Annotated in this window: 16 protein-coding genes; 11 read left to right on the forward strand and 5 right to left on the reverse strand. The window is 72.0% G+C overall.

The genetic code is table 11. The features are described from left to right. Positions 1 to 23 precede the first annotated feature (23 nt). Both O7626_RS13740 and O7626_RS13745 read left to right on the forward strand, forming a co-directional pair. Positions 24 to 965, forward strand: a complete 942-nt coding sequence (locus O7626_RS13740; RefSeq protein WP_278061561.1) for a LysR family transcriptional regulator — start codon at positions 24 to 26, stop codon at positions 963 to 965. Positions 966 to 1,243: 278 nt separating this feature from the next. Next, positions 1,244 to 1,966 carry a hypothetical protein gene (locus O7626_RS13745; RefSeq protein WP_278061562.1) on the forward strand — a complete coding sequence of 241 codons (723 nt, stop codon included), beginning with the start codon at positions 1,244 to 1,246 and terminating at the stop codon, positions 1,964 to 1,966. A 105-nt stretch (positions 1,967 to 2,071) separates the two neighbouring features. On the opposite strand, the gene O7626_RS13750 is transcribed toward O7626_RS13745, so the two are convergent. Then, the gene (locus O7626_RS13750) at positions 2,072 to 2,731 is read right to left on the reverse strand and encodes a nucleotidyl transferase AbiEii/AbiGii toxin family protein (RefSeq protein ID WP_278061563.1); all 660 of its coding nucleotides are present in this window, start codon (positions 2,729 to 2,731) and stop codon (positions 2,072 to 2,074) included. Beyond that, positions 2,728 to 3,084, reverse strand: coding sequence for a hypothetical protein (locus tag O7626_RS13755; RefSeq protein WP_278061564.1), 357 nt, complete (start codon positions 3,082 to 3,084; stop codon positions 2,728 to 2,730). Before O7626_RS13755 ends, O7626_RS13750 begins: the two co-directional genes overlap by 4 nt. Before the next feature lie 257 nt (positions 3,085 to 3,341). Here O7626_RS13755 and O7626_RS13760 point away from each other — a divergent pair, with 257 nt between their 5' ends. After that, the gene (locus O7626_RS13760) at positions 3,342 to 4,070 is read left to right on the forward strand and encodes a hypothetical protein (RefSeq protein WP_347404857.1); all 729 of its coding nucleotides are present in this window, start codon (positions 3,342 to 3,344) and stop codon (positions 4,068 to 4,070) included. Positions 4,071 to 4,148: 78 nt separating this feature from the next. On the opposite strand, the gene O7626_RS13765 is transcribed toward O7626_RS13760, so the two are convergent. After that, positions 4,149 to 5,123, reverse strand: a complete 975-nt coding sequence (locus O7626_RS13765) for a magnesium transporter CorA family protein (RefSeq protein ID WP_278061566.1) — start codon at positions 5,121 to 5,123, stop codon at positions 4,149 to 4,151. 287 nt (positions 5,124 to 5,410) lie between these two features. Next, on the reverse strand, positions 5,411 to 6,679 hold the full coding sequence (locus O7626_RS13770; RefSeq protein ID WP_278061567.1) for a cytochrome P450: 1,269 nt from the start codon (positions 6,677 to 6,679) through the stop codon (positions 5,411 to 5,413). A gap of 249 nt (positions 6,680 to 6,928) precedes the next feature. Here O7626_RS13770 and fdh point away from each other — a divergent pair, with 249 nt between their 5' ends. The 6 genes from fdh (at position 6,929) to O7626_RS13800 (ending at position 17,290) form a co-directional block, all read left to right on the forward strand. After that, positions 6,929 to 10,261, forward strand: a complete 3,333-nt coding sequence (fdh, locus tag O7626_RS13775) for a formate dehydrogenase (protein ID WP_278061568.1) — start codon at positions 6,929 to 6,931, stop codon at positions 10,259 to 10,261. Between the two features lie 2 nt (positions 10,262 to 10,263). Next, a complete protein-coding gene (locus O7626_RS13780) occupies positions 10,264 to 11,313 on the forward strand; it encodes a 4Fe-4S dicluster domain-containing protein (protein WP_278066147.1) in 1,050 nt (349 codons plus the stop codon). Between the two features lie 64 nt (positions 11,314 to 11,377). Next, entirely contained in the window at positions 11,378 to 12,427 is a 1,050-nt protein-coding gene (gene nrfD / locus O7626_RS13785; RefSeq protein ID WP_278061569.1) for an NrfD/PsrC family molybdoenzyme membrane anchor subunit, read from the forward strand. 839 nt (positions 12,428 to 13,266) lie between these two features. Further along, positions 13,267 to 14,814, forward strand: a complete 1,548-nt coding sequence (gene mmsA / locus O7626_RS13790; RefSeq protein ID WP_278061570.1) for a multiple monosaccharide ABC transporter ATP-binding protein — start codon at positions 13,267 to 13,269, stop codon at positions 14,812 to 14,814. Further along, a complete protein-coding gene (mmsB, locus tag O7626_RS13795; protein ID WP_278061571.1) occupies positions 14,811 to 16,112 on the forward strand; it encodes a multiple monosaccharide ABC transporter permease in 1,302 nt (433 codons plus the stop codon). Before mmsA ends, mmsB begins: the two co-directional genes overlap by 4 nt. Before the next feature lie 71 nt (positions 16,113 to 16,183). After that, positions 16,184 to 17,290: a sugar-binding protein gene (locus O7626_RS13800; RefSeq protein WP_278061572.1), complete on the forward strand. Its 1,107-nt coding sequence runs from the start codon at positions 16,184 to 16,186 to the stop codon at positions 17,288 to 17,290. A 102-nt stretch (positions 17,291 to 17,392) separates the two neighbouring features. Here O7626_RS13800 and selD read toward each other — a convergent pair whose 3' ends face one another. Continuing rightward, the gene (selD, locus tag O7626_RS13805; RefSeq protein ID WP_278066148.1) at positions 17,393 to 18,397 is read right to left on the reverse strand and encodes a selenide, water dikinase SelD; all 1,005 of its coding nucleotides are present in this window, start codon (positions 18,395 to 18,397) and stop codon (positions 17,393 to 17,395) included. 119 nt (positions 18,398 to 18,516) lie between these two features. On the opposite strand from selD, the gene selA reads away from it, so the two are divergent. Beyond that, positions 18,517 to 20,004 (forward strand): L-seryl-tRNA(Sec) selenium transferase, encoded by a 1,488-nt coding sequence (gene selA, locus O7626_RS13810; RefSeq protein WP_347404858.1) that lies wholly within the window; start codon positions 18,517 to 18,519, stop codon positions 20,002 to 20,004. 1 nt (position 20,005) lies between these two features. After that, complete coding sequence (selB, locus tag O7626_RS13815) at positions 20,006 to 21,820, forward strand: selenocysteine-specific translation elongation factor (protein ID WP_278061574.1); 1,815 nt, start codon at positions 20,006 to 20,008, stop codon at positions 21,818 to 21,820. Positions 21,821 to 21,839 lie beyond the last annotated feature (19 nt).

Here is a 21,839-nt window from a genome sequence, read left to right on the forward strand (position 1 = left end):
GGTCCGATAAGCAATACTGATGCGTGGACCCGCACCTCCTGCGCACCTTCGTGGCGGTCGCCGACTGTCGCTCGTTCTCGGCGGCCGCCCGGCGGCTCGGCTACACCCAGTCCGCCGTCTCGCAGCACGTCGCCGCGTTGGAGGGTGACCTCGGCACCACCCTGCTACACCGTCGGCCGGTGGCACCGACAGAGGCGGGGGAGCGGCTGCTCGAACACGCCGGCCCGATCCTGCTGCGACTCGACCTGGCCCGCGACGACGTACGGCGTGCCGCCCTGGATCCGGCGGCGCCCCTGCGCCTCGGCATGACCCCGCTGGCCGCGACCGTCCGGGTGGCGGACGCGCTCGCCGTCGTCCGCCGGGCCCGACCCGGCCTGGACGTGACCGTGCGGGTGGCCGACCGGGACTCGGTGGTCGCCGGCTTCGCCACCGGCGAGTACGCCGCCGTGCTGGTCGACGGAGTGGTCGCGCCCAGCGATCCGTTACGCCTGCTCGAATCGGGCGCGCTCGGCTACGGGCCGGAGGTCCTCGGCGGCGTCGGGATCACCGAGCAGCCGCTCGTCGTCGTGCTGCCGGACGGCCATCCGCTGGCCCGACGCACCGGGCTTCCGCTGGACGATCTCCTCGATGCCAGGTGGATCGACGCACCCGGCGTGGCCGCCCCGCTGCCGGACCTGCGCGCCGTCGCCCGGTCGGACGCCCCACGGCCGTCGGTCCGTTACGAAGGCACCGATGTCGCCGCGCTGGTGGCCCTGGTCGCCGCCGGGCACGGCCTGGCGGTACTGCCCTGGTCGGCCGTGCCCGACCGGGCCCGTGTGGCGCCGGTGCCGCTGACCGCCCCGCGTCTGGTGCACCGGACGGAACTGTTGCGACCTCGCGACGGCGGATCCGCGACGGTCGCCACCCTGACTGCGGCTGTCGCGGCCGAAACCGGACAATCGTCGCTCCAGTCGACCGGCCCGTGATCGGCTTGGCCGGGGTGGAATGTTGGCGGGGGGTCGGTCGTTACATTACGCGTACGGCCGAGTAGTACCGCCCGTGACCTGGGCAGATAGCTGGGCTGGCGGGAATGATCCCGGCCCCCCGGTCGTTACATACGGTGTTCGGCTGAGTGCGGACCGCGCCGTGTCCCCCGCGGGTGCTGGTAGCCCGGCCGAGCCAAGTCTTGAGTTCTGTTTTTCCGATGGCGCCTGCCGTCCCCCCTTTGGCGGGTGTCTCATCCCCGATTGGAAGGACGACCATCATGAACACGATGCTGTTCAGCCGGTGGCTTCCGGCCGTCGAGAAGACGTCGATCGTTCGTAAGGGTGCCCTCGGTGTTGCTGGTCTGGCGTTCGTCGGTGGTGCTGTTGCCGGCCCGGCCGTGGCCGCGCAGGCCAGCCCGGAGCATGTGGGTTCGCCGGTGTCGCAGTCGGTACTGGCCGACAAGGACCACAAGAACGACAAGGACCACAAGGGCGACAAGGGTGACAAGAAGAGCGACAAGGGTGACAGGAAGAAGGATCGTAAGGGTAAGCCGTCGCGGGACCGCCTCGTGCCGCATGGTGTGTCCGGTGAGCAGTCGCGGATTCCGCTGTCGGCCGAGCAGGCTGACAACGTGCGGGCGATTGTCAAGGCGACGAAGAAGGCGGGGATGGACGAGCGTGCCGCGGTGATCGCGGTGGGTACCTCGCTGCAGGAGTCGAAGTTGGAGAACCTGGGTCATCTGGGTGACCGCAACGACCATGACTCGCAGGGGCTGTTCCAGCAGCGTCCGTCGTCGGGTTGGGGTTCGGTGGAGCAGATCACCGATCCGGAGTATGCGACGACCGCGTTCCTGAAGGGTCTGGCGCAGGTTGATGGTTGGCGGGATCTGCCGTTGACCGTGGCGGCGCAGAAGGTACAGGTGTCGGCGTTCCCGCAGGCGTACGCGCAGTGGGAGGACCAGGCAGCCGACCTCGTCGCCGAAGCCTGGAACAACAGCTAAACAGCACGCAACCGACGGCCGGATCCCCCGAGGGTCCGGCCGTCGGCGTGGTCTTGCCGGGCAGGTCGACGCAGCTGCCCACGCCGAGGCCGGCACGCGGGTGCTTCAGCGGGGCCAGCCGGCCAGCTTGACGCGGATTGCCCGGACCTGCCCCGCGTCCCGTCCGTACCGGGCGAACCGCTGGTCGGGGAGCCGATCCAGGTAGCGGCCGGCCGCGGCGATGTCGTCCGGCTCGATCGCCGGGTCGTACTCGACGGCTAGCCGGATCAGGTCGGCCACGGCGTACCGGTCGAGTGCCGCCGCGACGTCGATGTAGTCACGGACCTCGCGGCGGGTGACCAGCGCGGCCGTCTTGCTGGCCACCAGGTCCTGGACGTGCATCACCGGCCCGAGGTCCATCACCACCGGGCTGCGGTGCCGGTCCAACCGGCCGAGGCTCAGCCGCAGCCGACGCCCGCCGCGACCGACCAGGAAGTCCTTCATGTCCAGCTCGAAGCCGCTGAACAGCCCGGCCAGGTCGCCGGACGGGTCCTCGTCGACGACGCTGAACCCGGCGGTCTCCAGGGCGGCCCGGACCTCGGCCTCGGCGCTGGCCGCCGCGCCGTCGGTGTCGGCGAAGAGGTCGACGTCCTCGGTCGGCCGGGAGACCAGCCCGTGCGCCGCCCAGGCCACCCCGCCGCCGAGCACGAAGCCGTGCTTGTCGGCGACGGAGAGGGCTACCCGGGCGACCTGGCGGTAGAAGTCGTCGAGATGGGTGGTGGTCATGCCGCCCGGCGATCGGCGGCGGCCAGCGACGGGTGCCGCCGTTCCCATGCCGCCCGCACCCCGCGCGGCAGGTTCAGCGCCGGCCAGAGCCGGCGGAGCATCGAGCCGTTGAGGAAGCGGCGCAGGTCGTCGGAGCGGACGGCTTCGCGCAGGACGTTCTCGTACATCCAGAGCAGCTGGTCCGGGTCGTCCAGGTCGAAGTCGCGCTCCGGGCCCCACATCAGCCTTAGCGGCAGTATCACAGTGCCCCGGGTCGGGCCGGTCAGCTCGGCCACGGTCGGCGTCACCACGGCAGGCCGGCCCGGGCGGGCCAGGTGGACCACGCCGGTTCCGACCGCTGCGGCGTACTGCATGCGCTCAGGGTAGCCGGAAGTCGACCGGTACGGATCGTCCGTACCCGATTTCACCACTCAGCTAGCCGGCAAATCCGGAATGCCGGAAGGGTCCGGCTGGTTGTTCATCTCGGTACGCCTGCGGGCTCAGCCCCCTGGACCGCGGGCGTACCTCTCCGCGCGCCGGGGCGAGCGTCCCGGAACCGTGCGGTGCCTCCCGGAATCCAGACGAAAGGGCAACCATGAATCCGATCTTCGGACGACGGCTTCCCGCCGTCGTGGAGACCGCTCGCACGCGGTGGCTTCCCGCCGTCGCCGCACATCCGTTGACGCGTCGGCTGCCGGCCGTCGCGGAGACCCCGATCGCCCGCAGGTCCGCGTTGGCCGTGGCGGGCCTCACCTGCGCGGCCGCCTGCGCGGCCGTGGCCGGCCCGGCCGGCACGGTCGCCGCCTTCGGCGACCCGGGCGTGCAGCCGACGGCCGCCGCCCAGTCGACGGGGAGCGACGACTCGCAGCAGCGTAACCGCCCCGCCGACAGCGGTAACTCCGCCGACAAGGCGTCCCGGGACAAGCTGGTCCCGTACGGCGTGCAGGGCTACCAGTCGCGGATCGACCTCGACGACGAGCAGCGGGAGAACGCCCGGGAGATCGTCCGGGCGGCCCGGAAGCTGGACATGGGCCAGCGGGGCGCGGTGATCGGCGTGGCCACCTCGCTCCAGGAGTCGAAGCTGCGCAACCTCGGCCACCTGGGCCAGTGGAACGACCACGACTCGCTCGGGCTGTTCCAGCAGCGGCCGTCGTCCGGTTGGGGATCGCCGGACCAGATCCGGGATCCCGACTACTCCTCCGCCGCGTTCTTCAACGGGCTCCGGCAGGTCGACAGCTGGTGGAAGCTGCCGCTGACCGACGCCGCCCAGGCGGTGCAGGTGTCGGCGTACCCGTACGCGTACGCGCAGTGGGAGGACCAGGCCGCCGACATCGTGCAGGACCTCTGGTCGTCCCGCTGACCTGGTCCGCGCGACCGCGACAGCCGCGTCGGGGAGGGGAGGTCCGGCCACCCGCCGGCCTCCGCTCCCCGAGGTGGATCAGATCCAGCTCTTCCGGTGGAACACCACGTACAGGGCGATCGCCAGCCCGAACGTCACTACCAGCGAGACGATGAACTCTCCGGGGGTGTGCCGCCACGGGAAGGCGAGGTTCTGCCCGAAGAACCCGGTCACCGCCGTCGGTACGGCGATCACCGCCGCCCACGCCGTCACCTGCTTGACGATCAGGTTGAGCTGGTTGTTCTGCAACATCAGGTTCGTCTCGAGCATCGTCGCGTTCAGGTCGCGCAGCGAGTCGCTCCACTCGATCACCCGCAGCACGTGGTCGTAGAGGTTCTGGTAGTACGGCAGCATCTCCTGGTCGACGGTGTGCATGGTGGGGCGCATCAGGGCGTTCACCACCTCGCGCATCGGCAGCGTGACCTGGCGCAGCCGGACCAGGTCACGCCGGGCGAGGAAGATCAGTCGCTGCACCTCGTTACGGTGCATCCCACCGGGCTCGAACATCGCGCCCTGCACCCGCTCCAGGGTGGCGTCGAGCTGCTGCACCGCGGAGAAGTGGCCGTCGATCAGGGTGTCGAGCAGGCCGTAGAGCAGGAACGCGACGCCGTGTCGGGCGAGTTCGACGCTCTCGTCCCAGCGGGTGAGCAGCGGCCGGAGGTCGAACCGGTCGGTGTAGCGGACCGTCACCAGGGCCCGGGGTTTGACGAACGCCGACACCTCGTCGTCGGTCAGCCCGCCGGCCGCGTCCAGCCGCACCATGTAGGTGTTCAGGAACAGATGCGTGTCGTACCTGTCGAGCTTCGCCCGCTGCGCCTGCTGGACGACGTCCTCGAGCGCCAGCTCGTGCATCCCGAGTTCCTCGGCGAGCAGCCGCAGGTCGTCCTCGGTCGGCGGGCAGATGTCGAGCCAGACCACCACCCGCTCGTCGGCGGCCAGCCGGTCGCCGACCTCGTGCACCGGGAATCCCTGGTCGACGAGGGCTCCGTCCCGGTACATCCGGGTGTTGCTCATCGGCTCGCCGTCACGTCGTGCACGCCCCTGACCGTAGGCCGAGGGCGACTGCCGCGGTGCTGGTTCCTCGAACCCCGTCCGGCGGCGTCCGGACCCGCCGACGAGACGACGCGCCGACGTTCAGGCGCGAGCGCCCCGCATGGCTTTCACCAACGCCGTGCCTACGGGTTCGTGGGCGAGCGTAGGCAGCTCCTCCGGCCGGAACCAGCGGATCTCGTCATGCTCATCCGGGGCGACGTTCGTCGGTGTCCCCTCCCATTCGCCGACGATCTCGGCGTGGTCGTGGGTCAGTCCGGCATGGCCGCGCCGAGTGGTTCGCTGGGCGTGAAGGTCGCCGGCATGCTGACGAAGCCGTTGATCACGCCGACGCTCTCGTTCTGCTTCGTGGCGTCCCGGTCGATCGTGATGTCCGGCATCCGCTCGTACACCCGGCGGACCATCGCCGGGAACCAGCCCCGGGCGTGGTTCAGCCCGATGCAGCGGTGGATGCCGAGCCCGAAGCTGGTGTGCCGGTTGGGGGAGCGGTCCAGCCGTACCTCGTCGGGGTCGGGGAAGACCGCCGGGTCGCGGTTGGCGGCCGCGAACGACATCATCACCCGGTCGCCGGCCCGCATCTGCTGGCCGCCGACCACCACGTCCCGGGTGACCGTCCGGGCGAAGCCCATCGCGGGTGGGAAGACCCGGAGGAACTCCTCGGTCGCGTGCTCCCACAGCGACGGGTCGGCCAGCAGCATCTCCCGGTGCTCCGGGTGGTCGGCCAGCCACAGCATGGTGTGCGCGAAGAGTGCGGTGGTGGTGTGCAGGCCGCCCTGGATCACCAGCAGCGCGGTGGTCACCACGTCCTCGACCGGCATCGGTTCGCCGTCGATGGTGGCCTTGGCCAGCCCGCTGAGCAGCCCGTCACCCGGCTCCGTGCGCAGCCTCGGCACCTCGGCGGCGATGGCGCCACCGAGCTGGCCCATGATCTGGAGGTTGTGCTGGTAGTCGGGGTCGCTGGGCGGTGACGCCGCCACCCGGTGCATCGGCCCGGCGTACGTCTGCCAGTCGTCGAGCGGCAGCCCGATCAGCTTCATCGTGGCCAGCGCCGGCAGCGGGTTGCCGTAGTCCAGGACGAGGTCGATCCGGCCGCTCGCGCAGACCCGGTCGAGCAGGGCGTCGGCGGCCTGTTCGGCGAAGGGTAGCGAGTCGCGGGCCGAGGTCGGGGAGAAGTACGGGCTGAGGACGCGCCGGTACGGGTTGTACTCCGGCGGGTCCAGCTCCAGCGGAATCTGGCGGATCGGGTTGGGCGGGATGACGATGCCCTGCTTCGGGTCGGACGGGTCCTCGGTGTTCCTACCCGAACTGAACGTGGCGTCGTCCCGCATCACCTGGCTGACGGCGGCATGGTCGGAGACCACCCAGAAGCCGCCGTACGCGTCGCTCCGGGCGACCGGGCAGCGGGCGAGATGGTCGTCGGAAAGGGTCCGCCAGTTGGCGCGGTACTCGGGGGAGTGGTGGTCGAAGTCGATCCGGGGGATGGAATCCGATCCGGTCTCGGTGGATTGATCGACAGACATCGCGTTAGGGTACTGCCCTGATCGCCCTCCGCTGTCATGATCATCCCTCTTTGAGTCCTGGCTTTTGTGACTCTTCGTCCTGTTTCCGCAGCCCGGAGGCCCGACCATCGGCACCGGCCCGGCGGCAAAAAAGATTCTCGGCGGATTTCCGGCCCGGCCGGGTTTCGGCGCTGTCCTGCCGGGCACCGTCTGGCTGCCCTACCCTCGGGTCGGGCACCGACGTCGTCAGCTGGAGGAGGTGCGCAGCTCATGGGCATCCGCACCTTCGTCGAGGGCTGGCCGGTCTACCGCCAGCTCACCGGTTCCGACCCGCTCGGCCGGGGTGCCGCCGCGAAGTCCGGCAGGTCCGCCGAGCTGACCCCGCGGACCGACACCGCCGACTCGGTCGCCCGGTCCGTCTGCCCGTACTGCGCCGTCGGCTGCGGGCAGCGGGTCTACGTCGCGGGCGGCAAGGTCAGCCAGATCGAGGGAGACCCGGACAGTCCGATCTCCCGGGGTCGGCTCTGCCCCAAGGGCGCCGCCAGCAAGAACCTGGTCACCAGCGAGCTGCGCCAGCAGCGGGTGCTCTACCGCCGGCCGTACGGCACCGAGTGGGAAGAGCTGGACCTGCCGACCGCGATGGACATGATCGCCGACCGGGTGCTCGCCGCCCGGGACGCCACCTGGGAGGACGTCGACGACCAGGGCCGGCCGCTGAACCGTACCCTCGGGATCGCCAGCCTGGGCGGGGCCACCCTGGACAACGAGGAGAACTACCTCATCAAGAAGCTGTTCACCGCGATGGGGGCGATCCAGATCGAGAACCAGGCCCGGATTTGACACTCCGCCACCGTCCCCGGTCTGGGGACCAGCTTCGGTCGCGGTGGCGCGACGGTCTTCCAGCAGGATCTGGTCAACAGTGACTGCGTGATCATCCAGGGCTCGAACATGGCCGAGGCGCACCCGGTCGGCTTCCAGTGGGTGATGGAGGCGAAGCGGCGCGGCGCCAAGGTCTTCCACGTCGACCCCCGGTTCACCCGGACCAGTGCGCTCGCCGACAGCTACGTCCCGATCCGGGCCGGCAGCGACATCGCCTTCCTCGGCGGCATCGTCCGGTACATCCTCGACAACGAGCTGGACTTCCGGGAGTACGTGGTCGCCTACACCAACGCGGCCACCATCGTCAGCGAGGACTTCCGGGACACCGAGGACCTCGACGGGCTCTTCTCCGGGTACGACGCCGACCGGACCAGCTACGACCAGACGAGCTGGCAGTACGCCGGGCACGAGCCCGAGGGCGGGAACGACACCGCCATCGAGCGGGAGACCGCCGCCGGGCTGCGGCACGAGTCGCACGGCGCACCGGTCGGCGGCCGGACCGAACGGGACGAGACCCTCCGGCACCCGCGCTGCGTCTACCAGATCCTCCGGCGGCACTACGCCCGCTACACCCCGGAGCTGGTCGAGCGGGTCTGCGGGGTGCCCCGGGAGAAGTTCGAGGAGGTGGCCCGGGCCTGGGTGGCGAACTCCAACCGGGACCGGACCACGATGCTCGTCTACTCGGTCGGCTGGACCCAGCACACCGTCGGGGTGCAGTACATCCGGACCGGGGCGATCATCCAGCTCCTGCTCGGCAACATGGGCCGGCCCGGCGGCGGCGTACTCGCGCTGCGCGGGCACGCCAGCATCCAGGGGTCGACCGACATCCCCACCCTGTTCAATCTGCTCCCCGGCTATCTGCCGATGCCGAACCACGCCCAGCACCCGACCTTCGAGAAGTGGTGCGACAGCATCAAGCACCCCGGTCAGAAGGGCTTCTGGGGCAACGCCCGGGCGTACGCGGCCAACCTGCTCAAGGCGTACTGGGGTGCGGCGGCCACCCCGGACAACGACTTCTGCTACGACTACCTGCCGCGGATGACCGGCGACCACGGCACGTACCAGACCGTCTTCAACATGATCGACGGCAAGGTCAAGGGTTACTTCCTGCTCGGCCAGAACCCGGCCGTCGGCTCGGCGCACGCCCGCGCACAGCGGCTCGGCCTGGCCAACCTGGACTGGCTGGTGGTACGCGACCTCTTCATGATCGAGAGTGCGACGTTCTGGAAGGACAGCCGGGAGGTGGAGACCGGCGAGATCGCCCCGGAACGGTGCCGTACCGAGGTCTTCTTCCTGCCGGCCGCCTCGCACGTGGAGAAGGCCGGCAGCTTCACCCAGACGCAGCGGCTGTTGCAGTGGCGGGAGAAGGCCGTCGAGGCGCCCGGGGACTGCCGCTCGGAACTCTGGTTCTTCTACCACCTGGGCCGGATCGTCCGGAGCAAGCTGGCCGGCTCCACCCGGGCGCGCGACCGGGCCCTGCTCGACCTCGCCTGGGACTACCCCACCGAGGGGCCGCACGCCGAGCCGGAGGCCGAGGCGGTGCTGCGGGAGATCAACGGGTACGAGGTGGCGACCCGCCGGCCGCTCGCCTCCTTCCTGGAGATGAAGGACGACGGCTCCACCCTCGGCGGCTGCTGGATCTACTCCGGGGTCTTCGCCGGGGGGATCAACCAGGCAGCCCGGCGCAAGCCTGGCGGGGAGCAGAACTGGGTCGCCGCCGAGTGGGGCTGGGCCTGGCCGCTCAACCGGCGGACCCTCTACAACCGGGCCTCCGCCGACCGGGAGGGCCGCCCGTGGAGCGAGCGGAAGCGGTACGTCTGGTGGGACCCGGAGCGCGGGGAGTGGACCGGGTACGACGTACCGGACTTCGAGAAGACCAAGCCGCCGTCGTACCGGCCCGACCCGGACGCGACCGGGGTGGCGGCGCTGGCCGGCGACGACCCGTTCATCATGCAGGGCGACGGGAAGGGTTGGCTCTACGCCCCGGTCGGGCTGCTGGACGGGCCGCTGCCGACCCACTACGAACCGGTCGAGTCCCCGGTCCGCAACCCGCTCTACGGCCAGCAGTCCAACCCGACCCGCAAGACGTACGAGCGGCCGGACAACCCGACCAACCCGAGCCCGCCGGACGCGCACACGGACGTCTTCCCGTACGTCTTCACGGTCAGCCGGCTCACCGAGCACCACACGGCGGGCGGGATGAGCCGCAACGTCCGCTACCTGGCCGAACTCCAGCCGGAGATGTTCGTCGAGGTCGGGCCGGAGTTGGCCGTCGAGCGTGGGTTGACCCACCTGGGCTGGGCACACCTGGTCACCAGCCGGGGGCTGATCGAGGCCCGGGTGATGGTGACCGACCGGCTGACCCCGCTGCGCGTCGACGGCCGGACGATCCACCAGCTCTGGCTGCCGTACCACTTCGGCGGTGTCGGGCTGGTCCGGGGCGAGCCGGCGAACGACCTGTTCGGGGCCACCCTCGACCCGAACGTGCTGATCCAGGAGAGCAAGGTCGGCACCTGCGACATCCGGCCCGGCCGGCGCCCGAGGGGACCGGAACTGCTCGACTACCTCGCCGACTACCGGCGGCGGGCCGGTCTGGACGGGCACCATCCGCCGGTCGCCACCGCCGCCCCGCGACACGACGACAGCGGCGTCGACAGCGGTGAGGGCAACCGCGACGGCAGCGGTGACGACAGCCGCGGCCGCGACACGGGACCGGAGGGATGAGCATGGTCGACCAGCGACGCCCGGAGGTGCCGGTCAACCCCGCCGAGCAGGCCGGTCACCTCGACCCGCCGCCCCGGATGGGTTTCTTCACCGACACCAGCGTCTGCATCGGCTGCAAAGCCTGCGAGGTGGCCTGCAAGGAGTGGAACCTGGTACCGGAGAGCGGCCTCGACCTGCTCGGCATGTCGTACGACAACACCGGGGCGCTGACCGCGAACTCGTGGCGGCACGTCGCCTTCGTCGAGCAGCCCCGGCCGGTCGGCTGGCAGTCGTCGGCACCGATGGCCGGTACCCCGAACGGGCCGCCGATCGCCCCGGCCACCGCCGAGGCGGGCGGTGGCACCAGCACCGACCAGGGGACGAAACCGGGTGTGGCGCCGGCTCCGGACCCTGCCCCGGCGGGCCGGATGGCCGACGGGGTGCGGTTCCTCGGCATGCCCGGCACCGACCTGCCCGGCCGGGAGGAGGACCGGGGCGGGCGCACCGAACTGCGCTGGTTGATGATGTCGGACGTCTGCAAGCACTGCACGCACGCGGCCTGCCTGGACGTCTGCCCGACCGGTTCGCTGTTCCGTACCGAGTTCGGCACCGTGGTGGTGCAGGAGGACATCTGCAACGGCTGCGGCTACTGCATCCCGGCCTGCCCGTACGGCGTCATCGACCAGCGCAGGGACGACGGCCGGGCCTGGAAGTGCACCCTGTGTTACGACCGGATCGGTGCCGGCCGGATGCCGGCCTGCGCCCAGGCCTGCCCGACCGAGTCGATCCAGTACGGCGAACTCGACGAGCTGCGCGAGCGGGCCCGTGCCCGGGTGGCGCGGCTGCACGCCGACGGGGTGTCCGAGGCCCGGCTCTACGGCCACAGCCCGGACGACGGGGTGGGCGGGGACGGCGCGTTCTTCCTGCTGCTCGACGAACCGGAGGTGTACGGGCTGCCGCCGGACCCGGTGGTGACCACCCGCGACCTGCCGCGGATGTGGCGCCGGGCCGGGCTGGCCGCACTCACCATGACCGCCGCCGTGGTGGCCGCGTTCGTCGGGCGGCCGTCATGACCGGGCCGGGGGGCGGCCGGTCCGGCGTGCCGGGTGGGCACGACGAGCGCCCCGGGGAGACGGCATGACGCGGCCGGGAGACAACGGCGAACGGCCGTGGGACGGCGGGCCGCGACGCGGCGCCGGACGGGGAAACGGGGCGGGGCCGGGCGTCGTCGCCGGGCAACCGGTGGTCGTCCCGCCGGCGGAGTTCAGCTCGTACTACGGGCGGCCGGTGGTCAAGGCACCCGTGTGGCGACGGGACATCCCGGCGTACCTGTTCACCGGCGGACTGGCCGCCGGATCGGCGCTGCTGGCCGCCGGTGCGGACCTGTCCGGGCGGGCGGCACTGCGTCGGGCCGGCCGGCTCGTCTCGCTCGGCGCGGTCGGGGCGAGCACCTTCTTGCTGGTCAACGACCTCGGCCGGCCGGCCCGGTTCCACCACATGCTGCGGGTCGCCAAGCCGACCTCGCCGATGTCGGTCGGCACCTGGATCCTGGCCGCGTTCGCGCCGGCGGCCGGACTGGCCGGGGTGAGCGAAGTGGCCGCCGCGCTGCCCCGGCACGGTCCGCTCGGGCTGGCCCGCCGGCTGCTGCCACCGGCCGGCCGGATCGCCGGGCTGGCCGCCGCCGCCACGGCGCCGGCCCTGGCCACGTACACCGGGGTGCTGCTCGCCGACACCGCGATGCCGGCCTGGCACGACGCGTACCCGGATCTGCCGTTCCTGTTCGCCGGCAGCGCGCTGGTCGCCGGTGCCGGCGCCGGGCTGGTGGCCGCGCCGGTCACCCAGACCAGCCCGGCGGTCCGGCTGGCGGTGGCCGGCGCGCTGGTCGAGACGGTCGCCGAGCGCCGGATCGACCGGATGGGGTTGACCGGCGAGCCGTACCGGACGGGCCGGCCGGCCCGGCTGATCCGGGGCGGGCGGCTGCTGCTGGCCGTCGGTACGGCCGGCGCGCTGCTGGCCCGGGGCAACCGGGCGCTCTCCGCGCTCTCGGGAGCGGCCCTGCTGGCCGCCTCGCTGCTGACCCGGTTCGGGGTCTTCGAGGCCGGGGTGGCGTCCGCCCGGGATCCGAGGTACACGGTGCTGCCGCAGCGGGAGCGGCGGGCGAGGCGGGAGGCCGGTGCCGGCCCGTAGCCCCGGTGCCGGCCCGTGGCCCCGAGCGGCTGCCGCCGACGAGCCGGGACCGGGGAAGCCCGCCCCGCGCGCGGTCGACCGGGCGACGATGGAGGCCCGGAGGTGATGGCGAGGTCGACGGGCCGCTGCGCACGACCACACCCTGCCGGTCACGAACGGGCAGGTGGTGGGCCGTGACCGGCGGCACGTTGCGGCGCCCCGGTGCGGCGGCCTCCGGCGGAGCCGGGCGTATCGTGGGCGCGCTCTACACCGGCCGGCTCCGTACCGACACCGGGCCGGTGCGGGATGGCGAGATCGGAGACCATCCGGGCCTGGCGGGCTCCGCGAACCGGCGGTCACCGGCTGGCCGGCGGCGGTCACCGGCTGGCGGGCAGCGGGTGATGGTGACCGGTTGGCGCGTGGCGGGCGGCGACCGGACTTCGGGACGTGTCGGGGCCGGTGCGGACGGTTGCGGGAGGGAACGGACGAGCGGGGCTTTCCGGCTTCAGCCAGCGCTTTTCCGTATGCTCCGGTCGAACCTCGTGATTGTTCCCGGTTACGGACGGTCGATGCCCGCAGGCACTCCGGGTGCCGGCCGATGAGCCGGGATCCTGTGAGTTTGTCAAGACCAGGTCACGAAATCTTGCGAAACTTCCTCGCTTTCAAATAAGTTCCTCCAGGCAACAAAAGTATGTCAGCCGGTCTGACTACCTGCCCGGAGGCAACAATGATGTTGATGACGCGGCGCGGCGACCAGCCGCTGGACGCGCGCGGTTCCCTCTGGCGCCCCGACACCGGGTGGCCGGTCCCGGCCGTCCCCGCCGGTCGGCCGTACCGGCCCGGAGCGAGGAGCGTCGGCGATGAGTGACGCTCCCGTGTTGCTGGAGATGCGTGGGATCACCAAGGAGTTCCCGGGGGTCAAGGCGCTCTCCGACGTGAACCTGGTGGTCCGGCGCGCCGAGATCCACGCGATCGCCGGCGAGAACGGCGCCGGCAAGTCGACCCTGATGAAGGTGCTCAGCGGGGTCTACCCGTACGGCAGCTACTCGGGCCAGATCGTGTACCGGGGCGAGGAGAGCCGGTTCTCCGACATCCGGGCCAGCGAGCAGGCCGGCATCGTGATCATCCACCAGGAACTCGCCCTGGTGCCCGGGATGTCGATCACCGAGAACATCTTCCTCGGCAACGAGCCCCGGCGCGGCGGCGCGATCGACTGGAAGAGCGCCAACCGGCAGGCCCTGGAGCTGATGGCCCGGGTCGGGCTGCGGGAGGACCCGGACACGCTGATCAAGGACATCGGCGTCGGAAAGCAGCAGCTCGTCGAGATCGCGAAAGCCTTCGCCAAGGACGTCAAGCTGCTCATCCTGGACGAGCCGACCGCCGCGCTCAACGAGTCCGACTCGCAGCACCTGCTGGACCTGCTGCGCGGCTTCAAGCAGCGCGGCATCACCTCGATCATCATCTCGCACAAGCTGAACGAGATCGCCCAGATCGCCGACTCGATCACCATCCTGCGGGACGGCCGGACGATCGAGACCCTGGACGTCAAGGCGGACGGGGTGGACGAGGACCGGATCGTCCGGGGGATGGTCGGCCGGGAACTCTCCAGCCGGTTCCCCGACCACACGCCCAAGATCGGCGAGGTTTTCTTCGAGGTGCGGGACTGGACCGTCCGGCACCCCATCTCGGCCGACCGGATGGTGGCCAAGGGCTCCAGCTTCACCGTCCGGCGGGGCGAGATCGTCGGCTTCGCCGGGCTGATGGGGGCCGGGCGTACCGAGCTGGCGATGAGCATCTTCGGCCGGTCGTACGGGGTCTACCAGGGCGGCCAGATCTTCAAGGACGGCCGGGAGGTCGTGCTGAAGTCGGTGGCCGACGCCATCGCACACGGCCTGGCCTACGTCAGCGAGGACCGCAAGTCGCTCGGGCTGAACCTGCTCGACGACATCAAGACCTCGGTGGTCTCCGCCAAGCTCTCCAAGATCGCCGATCGCGGGGTGGTCGACCCGGTACGCGAATACCAGGCGGCCGAGAGCTACCGCAAGAGCCTGCGGGTCAAGGCCCCGAACGTCGACGAGGGCGTCACCAAGCTCTCCGGCGGCAACCAGCAGAAGGTGGTACTGGCCAAGTGGATGTTCACCGACCCTGACCTGCTGATCCTCGACGAGCCGACCCGGGGCATCGACGTCGGCGCCAAGTACGAGATCTACGGCATCATCCAGCAGCTCGCCGACCAGGGGAAGGGCGTCATCGTCATCTCCTCCGAGCTGCCGGAGCTGATCGGCCTCTGCGACCGCATCTACACGGTCTTCGAGGGCACCATCACCGGCAACATCGAGCGGCGGGACGCCGATCCGGAACTCCTCATGAAGCAGATGACCTCAGCGAAGAAGGCGCAGATCCGGTGAGTCGCATAAAGGAACTCCAGAAGTCCCTGTTCGCGGGGACGACGTCCAACGCCCGGCAGTTCGGGATGATCTTCACGCTGCTGGCGATCGTCCTGCTCTTCCAGATCCTGACCGACGGGCTGACGCTGAACTCGAGCAACCTGATCTCGCTGGTCAGCCAGTACTCGTACATCCTGATCCTGGCCATCGGGATGCTGATGGTGATCGTCGCCGGCCACATCGACCTGTCGGTCGGCTCGATCGCCGCCTTCGTCGGCATCGTGGTGGCCCAGTCGATGCAGGAGTGGTCGCTGCCCTGGCCGGCGGCGATCCTGTTCGGCCTGCTCGTCGGCGCCGCGATCGGCGCCTGGCAGGGCTTCTGGGTGGCCTACATCGGGGTACCGGCGTTCATCGTCACCCTGGCCGGCATGATGCTGTTCCGCGGCGGCAACCAGTTCATCGGCAGCGCCGACACGATCCCGGTGCCGGAGGGCTTCCGGCAGATCGGCGCCGGCTTCCTGCCGGAGGTCGGTCCGAACACCGGCTACAACAACCTGACGCTGCTGCTCGGGCTGCTCGTCGCGGCGGCCATCGTGCTGCGGGAGTGGAAGCTGCGGCGTACCCGGCGGGAGATGGACGCCGACGTCGCCCCGATGTGGATCTCGTTGATCCGGGTCGCGCTCCCGGTCGCCGTCGTGGTCTACGCGGCCTTCCGGTTCGCCGGCGGCCGGGTCGGCACCAGCTTCCCGATCTCCGGCATCATCCTCGGCGTACTTGTGGTGGCCTACTCCTTCATCACCCGGAACACCGCCGGTGGCCGGCACATCTACGCGGTCGGCGGCAACGCGCGGGCCGCCGAGCTCTCCGGCGTCAAGCTCAAGCGGGTCAACTTCCTGGTCATGATGAACATGTCGATCCTGGCCGCGCTGGCCGGCATGATCTTCGTCGCCCGGTCGGCCGCCTCCGGCCCGCAGGACGGCATCGGCTGGGAGCTGGACGCCATCGCCGCGGTCTTCATCGGCGGCGCGGCCGTCTCCGGCGGCCTCGGCACCATCAGCGGGTCGATCGTCGGCGGCCTGGTGATGGCGGTGCTCAACAACGGTCTACAGCTGATGGGTGTCGGCTCGGACCGGGTCCAGATCATCAAGGGGTTGGTGCTGCTGCTGGCCGTCGCCCTGGATGTCTACAACAAGAACCGAGGGCGTTTCTCGATCATCGGATCGGTGACCCGCCCGTTCCGCCGGGAGGCGCCACCCGCCGGGCCGGCGTCCAGCGTCGAGACGGGTCAGGAGCCCGCCAAGACTCCGGTGGCCGGCTGACGGTCACCGCCGGTGGGGCGGGGAAAACCCCCGCCCCACCCCCACCACCCTGCAAAGAAGGGCAACCTGCAATGCGTAGATTCCTAACCAGGGGTGTCGCCGCCGGCGCCATCGCCCTGTTGGCCCTCACGGCCTGCTCCGAGCGTTCCGATGACGGCGGAGGCGAGGCGGGCTCCGAGAAGGGCTTCGCCGCCAACTCGCTGATCGGCGTGGCGCTGCCCGCCAAGACCTCCGAGAACTGGGTGCTCGCCGGTGACCTGTTCACCAACGGGCTCAAGGAGGCCGGCTTCACCTCCGACGTGCAGTACGCCGGTGCCACCAGCACGGTCGCCGACCAGCAGGCGCAGATCTCGGCGATGGTCACCAAGGGCGCCAAGGTGATCGTCATCGGTGCGACCGACGCCGCGCAGCTGACCACCCAGGTCAACGCCGCCAAGCAGGCGGGCGCGTACGTCATCGCCTACGACCGGCTGATCAAGAACACCGAGAACGTCGACTACTACGTGGCGTACGACAACTTCAAGGTCGGCCAGCTCCAGGGCCAGGCGCTGCTGGAGGGCATGAAGGCGAAGAAGCCGAACGGCCCGTACAACATCGAGCTCTTCTCCGGCTCGCCGGACGACAACAACTCCGGGGTCTTCTTCGAGGGCGCGATGGACGTGCTGAAGAAGGAGATCGACGCCGGCAACGTGGTGGTCGGCTCGGGCCAGACCGACATCAAGCAGACCGCCACCGACGGCTGGAAGGCGGAGAACGCCCAGCGGCGGATGGACTCGCTGCTCACCTCGACCTACACCAGCAAGACCCTGGACGGCGTCCTCTCCCCGAACGACACCCTGGCCCGGGCGATCCTGACCTCGGTCAAGGGCGCCGGCAAGCCGCTGCCGGTGGTCACCGGGCAGGACTCCGAGGTGGAGTCGGTCAAGTCGATCGTGGCTGGCGAGCAGTACTCGACGATCAACAAGGACACCCGGAACCTGGTGAAGGAGACCATCGAGATGGTCAAGGCCCTCCAGGCCGGTAACGAGGCGAAGACCAACGACACCGAGTCCTACGACAACGGTGCCAAGGTGGTCCCGGCCAACCTGCTGGAGCCGCTGATCGTCACCAAGAAGAACGTGGTCGAGGCGTACGCCAACGACCCGAAGCTGGCCCCGATCACCGCCGGCGCCAAGTAGGCAGCACCAGTAGCAGGTAGCGCGGGTTGCACCGTCCGGGTCCCCGGGATCGTCGATCCCGGGGACCCGTTCCGCGTTACCGCCAGCGCCGGGGACGTGTCGTCAGGCGGTCACCAGCAGGGTGCGGCCGTCCTCCCGGGCCGGCAGCAGCTCGCCGATCACCGGGTGGCCCGGCAGCTCACCGGCGACCAGCAGCCCGCCGGAGGTCTGCGCGTCGGCCAGCAGCAGCAACTCGTCCTCGGCGACCCCGGCCGTCTCGGCGTGCGGTCGCACCCAGTCGAGGTTGCGCCGGGTGCCGCCGCTGACGAAACCGTCGGCCAGCGCCGCCCGCGCACCGTCCAGATACGGTACGGCCGACGTGTCCACCCGGGCGGTCACCCCGGAGGCCCGGGCCAGCTTGTGCAGGTGGCCGAGCAGCCCGAACCCGGTCACGTCGGTGGCGCAGCGGATCCCGGCCGACAGCGCCGCCGTCGCCGCGGCCCGGTTCAGCTCGGTCATCACCGCCACCGCCTGGCCGAACACCTCGCCGGTCTGCTTGTGTCGGCTGTTCAGCACCCCGACACCGAGCGGCTTGGTCAGGGTCAGCGGCAACCCGGGTCGCCCGGCGTCGTTGCGCATCAGCCGCTCCGGGTCGGCGACGCCGGTCACCGCCATCCCGTACTTCGGCTCGGGGTCGTCCACGCTGTGCCCGCCCGCCACGTGGCAGCCCGCCTGCCGGGCCACGTCCAGCCCGCCGCGCAGCACCTCGGCGGCGAGCGCCAGCGGCAGTACCTCGCGGGGCCAGGCCAGCAGGTTCACCGCCACCACCGGGGTACCGCCCATCGCGTAGACGTCGGAGAGGGCGTTGGCGGCGGCGATCCGGCCCCAGTCGTACGGGTCGTCGACCACCGGGGTGAAGAAGTCGGCGGTGGCGACGACGGCGGTGCCGGACCCCAGGCGTACGACGGCCGCGTCGTCGCCGTCGTCGAGGCCGACCAGCAGTTCGCCCGGCCCGTCCGGCGCGGCGGTGCCGACCAGCCCGGCGACCACCTCGGCCAACTCCCCGGGCGGGATCTTGCAGGCGCACCCGCCGCCGCGCGCGTACCGGGTCAGCCGGTGCCGTTCCATCGTGGTCACCCGACCACTGTCCCACCCCTGCGCGGTCGCGGCCGGCCGATGGACTTCCCGGGCAGGTGGAGATCAGGTGTGGTTAAGTGCCGGTGGAGGGGTCTCGGAGCGAGGTGGAGATGGACGGGGCGGTCGATCCTCGGCGGCGGGTGCCGCGCACCGACGTGCTGCTCGCCGACCCCCGGTTGGCGGCCGCCGGGGCCGCCCTGGGACGGGACCGGCTCAAGGCCGTACTCGGTACCGCGCAGGATCGGGTCCGGCGCGGCGAGATCCCGCCGGAGGAGGTCGTCCCGGCGACCCTGGCCGCGCTGCCGGTGACCGCCGGGCCGCGTCCGGTGCTCAACGCGACCGGGGTGGTCCTGCACACCAACCTGGGCCGGGCACCGCTGTCGGCGGCGGCCGTCGACGCGGTGGTGGCCGCGGCCGGGCACACCGACGTGGAGCTCGACCTGCGGACCGGGCGACGGGCCCGGCGGGGCAGGGGCGCGCTGGCCGCACTCGCCGCCGCGGTGCCGACAGCCGGAGCGGTCCACGTGCTCAACAACGGTGCCGCCGCGCTCGCCCTGGTCGCGACCGCGCTCACCGCAGCACACCGGACAGCCCGGTCAGCAGGCACGGGGCCGGAAGCGCCGACCGGACCAGCACCGGCCGGCGCGGATCCGGCGGGATGTGCGGGCGCCGGTCCGCCGGGGCTTCCCCGCGTCGGTCCGGGCAGTGCTGCCGGCATCGGTCCGGGCAGTGCTGCCGGCATCGGTCCGGCCGGCCGGGAGATCGTGGTCAGCCGGGGCGAGCTGGTGGAGATCGGCGACGGGTTCCGGCTGCCGGACCTGCTGGCCAGCACCGGTGCGACGCTGCGCGAGGTGGGCACCACCAACCGGAGCACCCTGGCCGACTACGCGGCGGCGGTCGGGCCGCGCACCGCCTTCGTCCTCAAGGTGCATCCGTCGAACTTCGTCGTCCGGGGGTTCACCGCCGCCGTACCGGTGCGGGAGCTGGCCACCCTCGGCGTGCCGGTGGTGGTGGACATCGGCTCCGGGCTGCTGGCGCCCGACCCGCTGCTGCCGGACGAGCCGGACGCCGCCAGCGCGCTGCGGGCCGGCGCGGCCCTGGTCACGGCCAGCGGCGACAAGCTGCTCGGCGGGCCGCAGGCCGGGTTGCTGCTCGGCGACGCCGGACTGGTGGAACTGCTGCGCCGGCATCCGCTGGCCCGGGCGCTGCGGGTGGACAAGCTCACCCTGGCCGCCCTGGAGGCGACCCTGACCGGAGGGCAGACCCCGACCTGGCGGGCGCTGCGGGTCGCCCCGACCGCGCTGCGGCTGCGCACCGAACGGCTCCGCGACCAGCTCGCCGCCGACGGCCTGAAGGCCGAGGTGGTCGCGCACGACGCCGTCGTCGGTGGCGGCGGGGCGCCGGAGGTCACCCTCGGCTCGTGGGCCCTCGCCCTCCCGCAGGAGTACGCCGAACCGCTGCGCCTCGGCGACCCGGCGATCGTCGGCCGGCTGGAGCGGGGCCGGCTGCTGCTCGACCTGCGCTGCGTACCCGCCGAGCGGGACGAGGCGGTGCGGGCCGCCGTCGCCCGGGTTCCCCGGCCCTGGCGGGAGCACTGACGTGCAGGTCGTCGCCACCGCCGGACACGTCGACCACGGCAAGTCCACGCTGGTCCGGGCGCTGACCGGGATGGAGCCGGACCGCATTCCGGAGGAGCGGCGCCGGGGCATGACCATCGACCTCGGCTTCGCCTGGACCCGGCTGCCCTCCGGGCAGGTGCTCGCGTTCGTCGACGTACCCGGGCACGAGCGGTTCGTGCCCAACATGCTCGCCGGGATCGGCCCGGTGCCGGCCGCGCTGCTGGTGGTGGCCGCGGACGAGGGCTGGATGCCGCAGTCCGCCGAGCACCTGGCCGCGCTGGACGCGCTCGGCGTCCGGCACGGGCTGCTGGTGGTGACCCGGACCGACCTGGCCGACCCGACTGCCGCCACCGCACAGGCCCGGACCGAGATCGCGGCCAGCTCGCTCGGTCCGGTCGAGACGGTCGCGGTCAGCGGGACCACCGGCGCCGGGCTGCCGGAACTGCGGGCCGCGCTCGACCGGCTCGCCGCCCGGCTGCCGGTGCCCGACCCGGCCGCCGCGGTGCGGCTCTGGGTGGACCGGGCCTTCACCGTCAGGGGCAGCGGCACCGTGCTGACCGGCACCCTGGGGGCGGGGACGCTGCGGATCGGTGACGAACTGGAGCTGACCGGCAGCGGAAAGTCCGGCGGTGGGCAGCGGGTCCGGCTCCGCGGTCTGCAGGCTCTCGGCAACCCGGTCTCCCAGGTCGCCGGGGTGGCCCGGGTCGCGGTCAACCTGCGCGGGGTGGCCCGCGAGCAGGTCGGCCGGGGCGACGCGCTGCTCACCCCCGGCCGGTTCGAGCGGACCGACGTGCTCGACGTGCGGCTGCACGGCGACCCGGTGGCCGAGCTGCCGGCCGAGGTCACCCTGCACGTCGGCTCGGCCGCGGTGACCGCCCGGGTACGCCCGCTCGGCGTCGACACCGCCCGGCTGCGGCTGGACCGCCAGCTGCCGCTGCGGATCGGTGACCGGGCACTGCTGCGCGACCCCGGCCGGCGGCACGTGGCCGGCGGGGTGACGGTGCTCGACGTCGTACCGCCGGAGTTGCGTCGTCGTGGTGCGGCGGCCGTCCGGGCGACGGTGCTGGCCGGGCTGGACGGCCGGCCCGACGAGTCCGCCGAGCTGGCCCGGCGCGGCCTGGTCCGGCGGGCCGACCTGGAGCGGATGGGCGTGAGCGTGACGACCGCGCCGGTGGCCGGCGGCTGGCACGCCGACCCAGGGCACTGGCGGGACCTGGGACGGCGGCTGGTCGACGAGGTGACCCGGTGGGCGCGGGCGCATCCGCTGGAACCGGGGATGCCGGTCGAGACCGCCCGCCGGTTGCTGGAACTGCCGGACCGGGCGCTGGTCGAGGCGCTGGTCGCCGCTCCGCTGGTGAACCGGGGCGGCCGGATCGCCCCGGGCGGTGCGACCGGCACGCTGCCGGAGCCGGTCGCCCGGGCGGTACGCCGGGTCGGCGCGGAGCTGGCCGGCCGGCCGTTCGGTGCCCCGGAGGCGGCCCGGCTCGCCGAGTTCGGGCTCGGGCACCGGGAGATCGGCGCGGCGGTACGGGCCGGCGTGCTGCTCAGGCTCGCCGACAACGTGGTACTCCTGCCGGACGCCCCGGAACGGGCGATCCAGGTACTCGCCGACCTGCCGCAGCCGTTCACCCTGAGTACCGCCCGGCAGGCGCTCGGGACGACCAGGCGGGTCGCCGTGCCGCTGCTGGAGTTGCTGGACCGGCGTGGCGCCACCCGCCGGTTGCCGGACGACGCCCGGATCGTGTTGGCCGGAGCCGGCGAACCGCCGGCTGTCCCGGCAAACGGCTCCCGGTAGTCTCCCTGGTCGGCGCCGG

It is taken from the genome of Micromonospora sp. WMMD1102, from assembly GCF_029626265.1.
Lineage (GTDB): Bacteria > Actinomycetota > Actinomycetes > Mycobacteriales > Micromonosporaceae > Plantactinospora.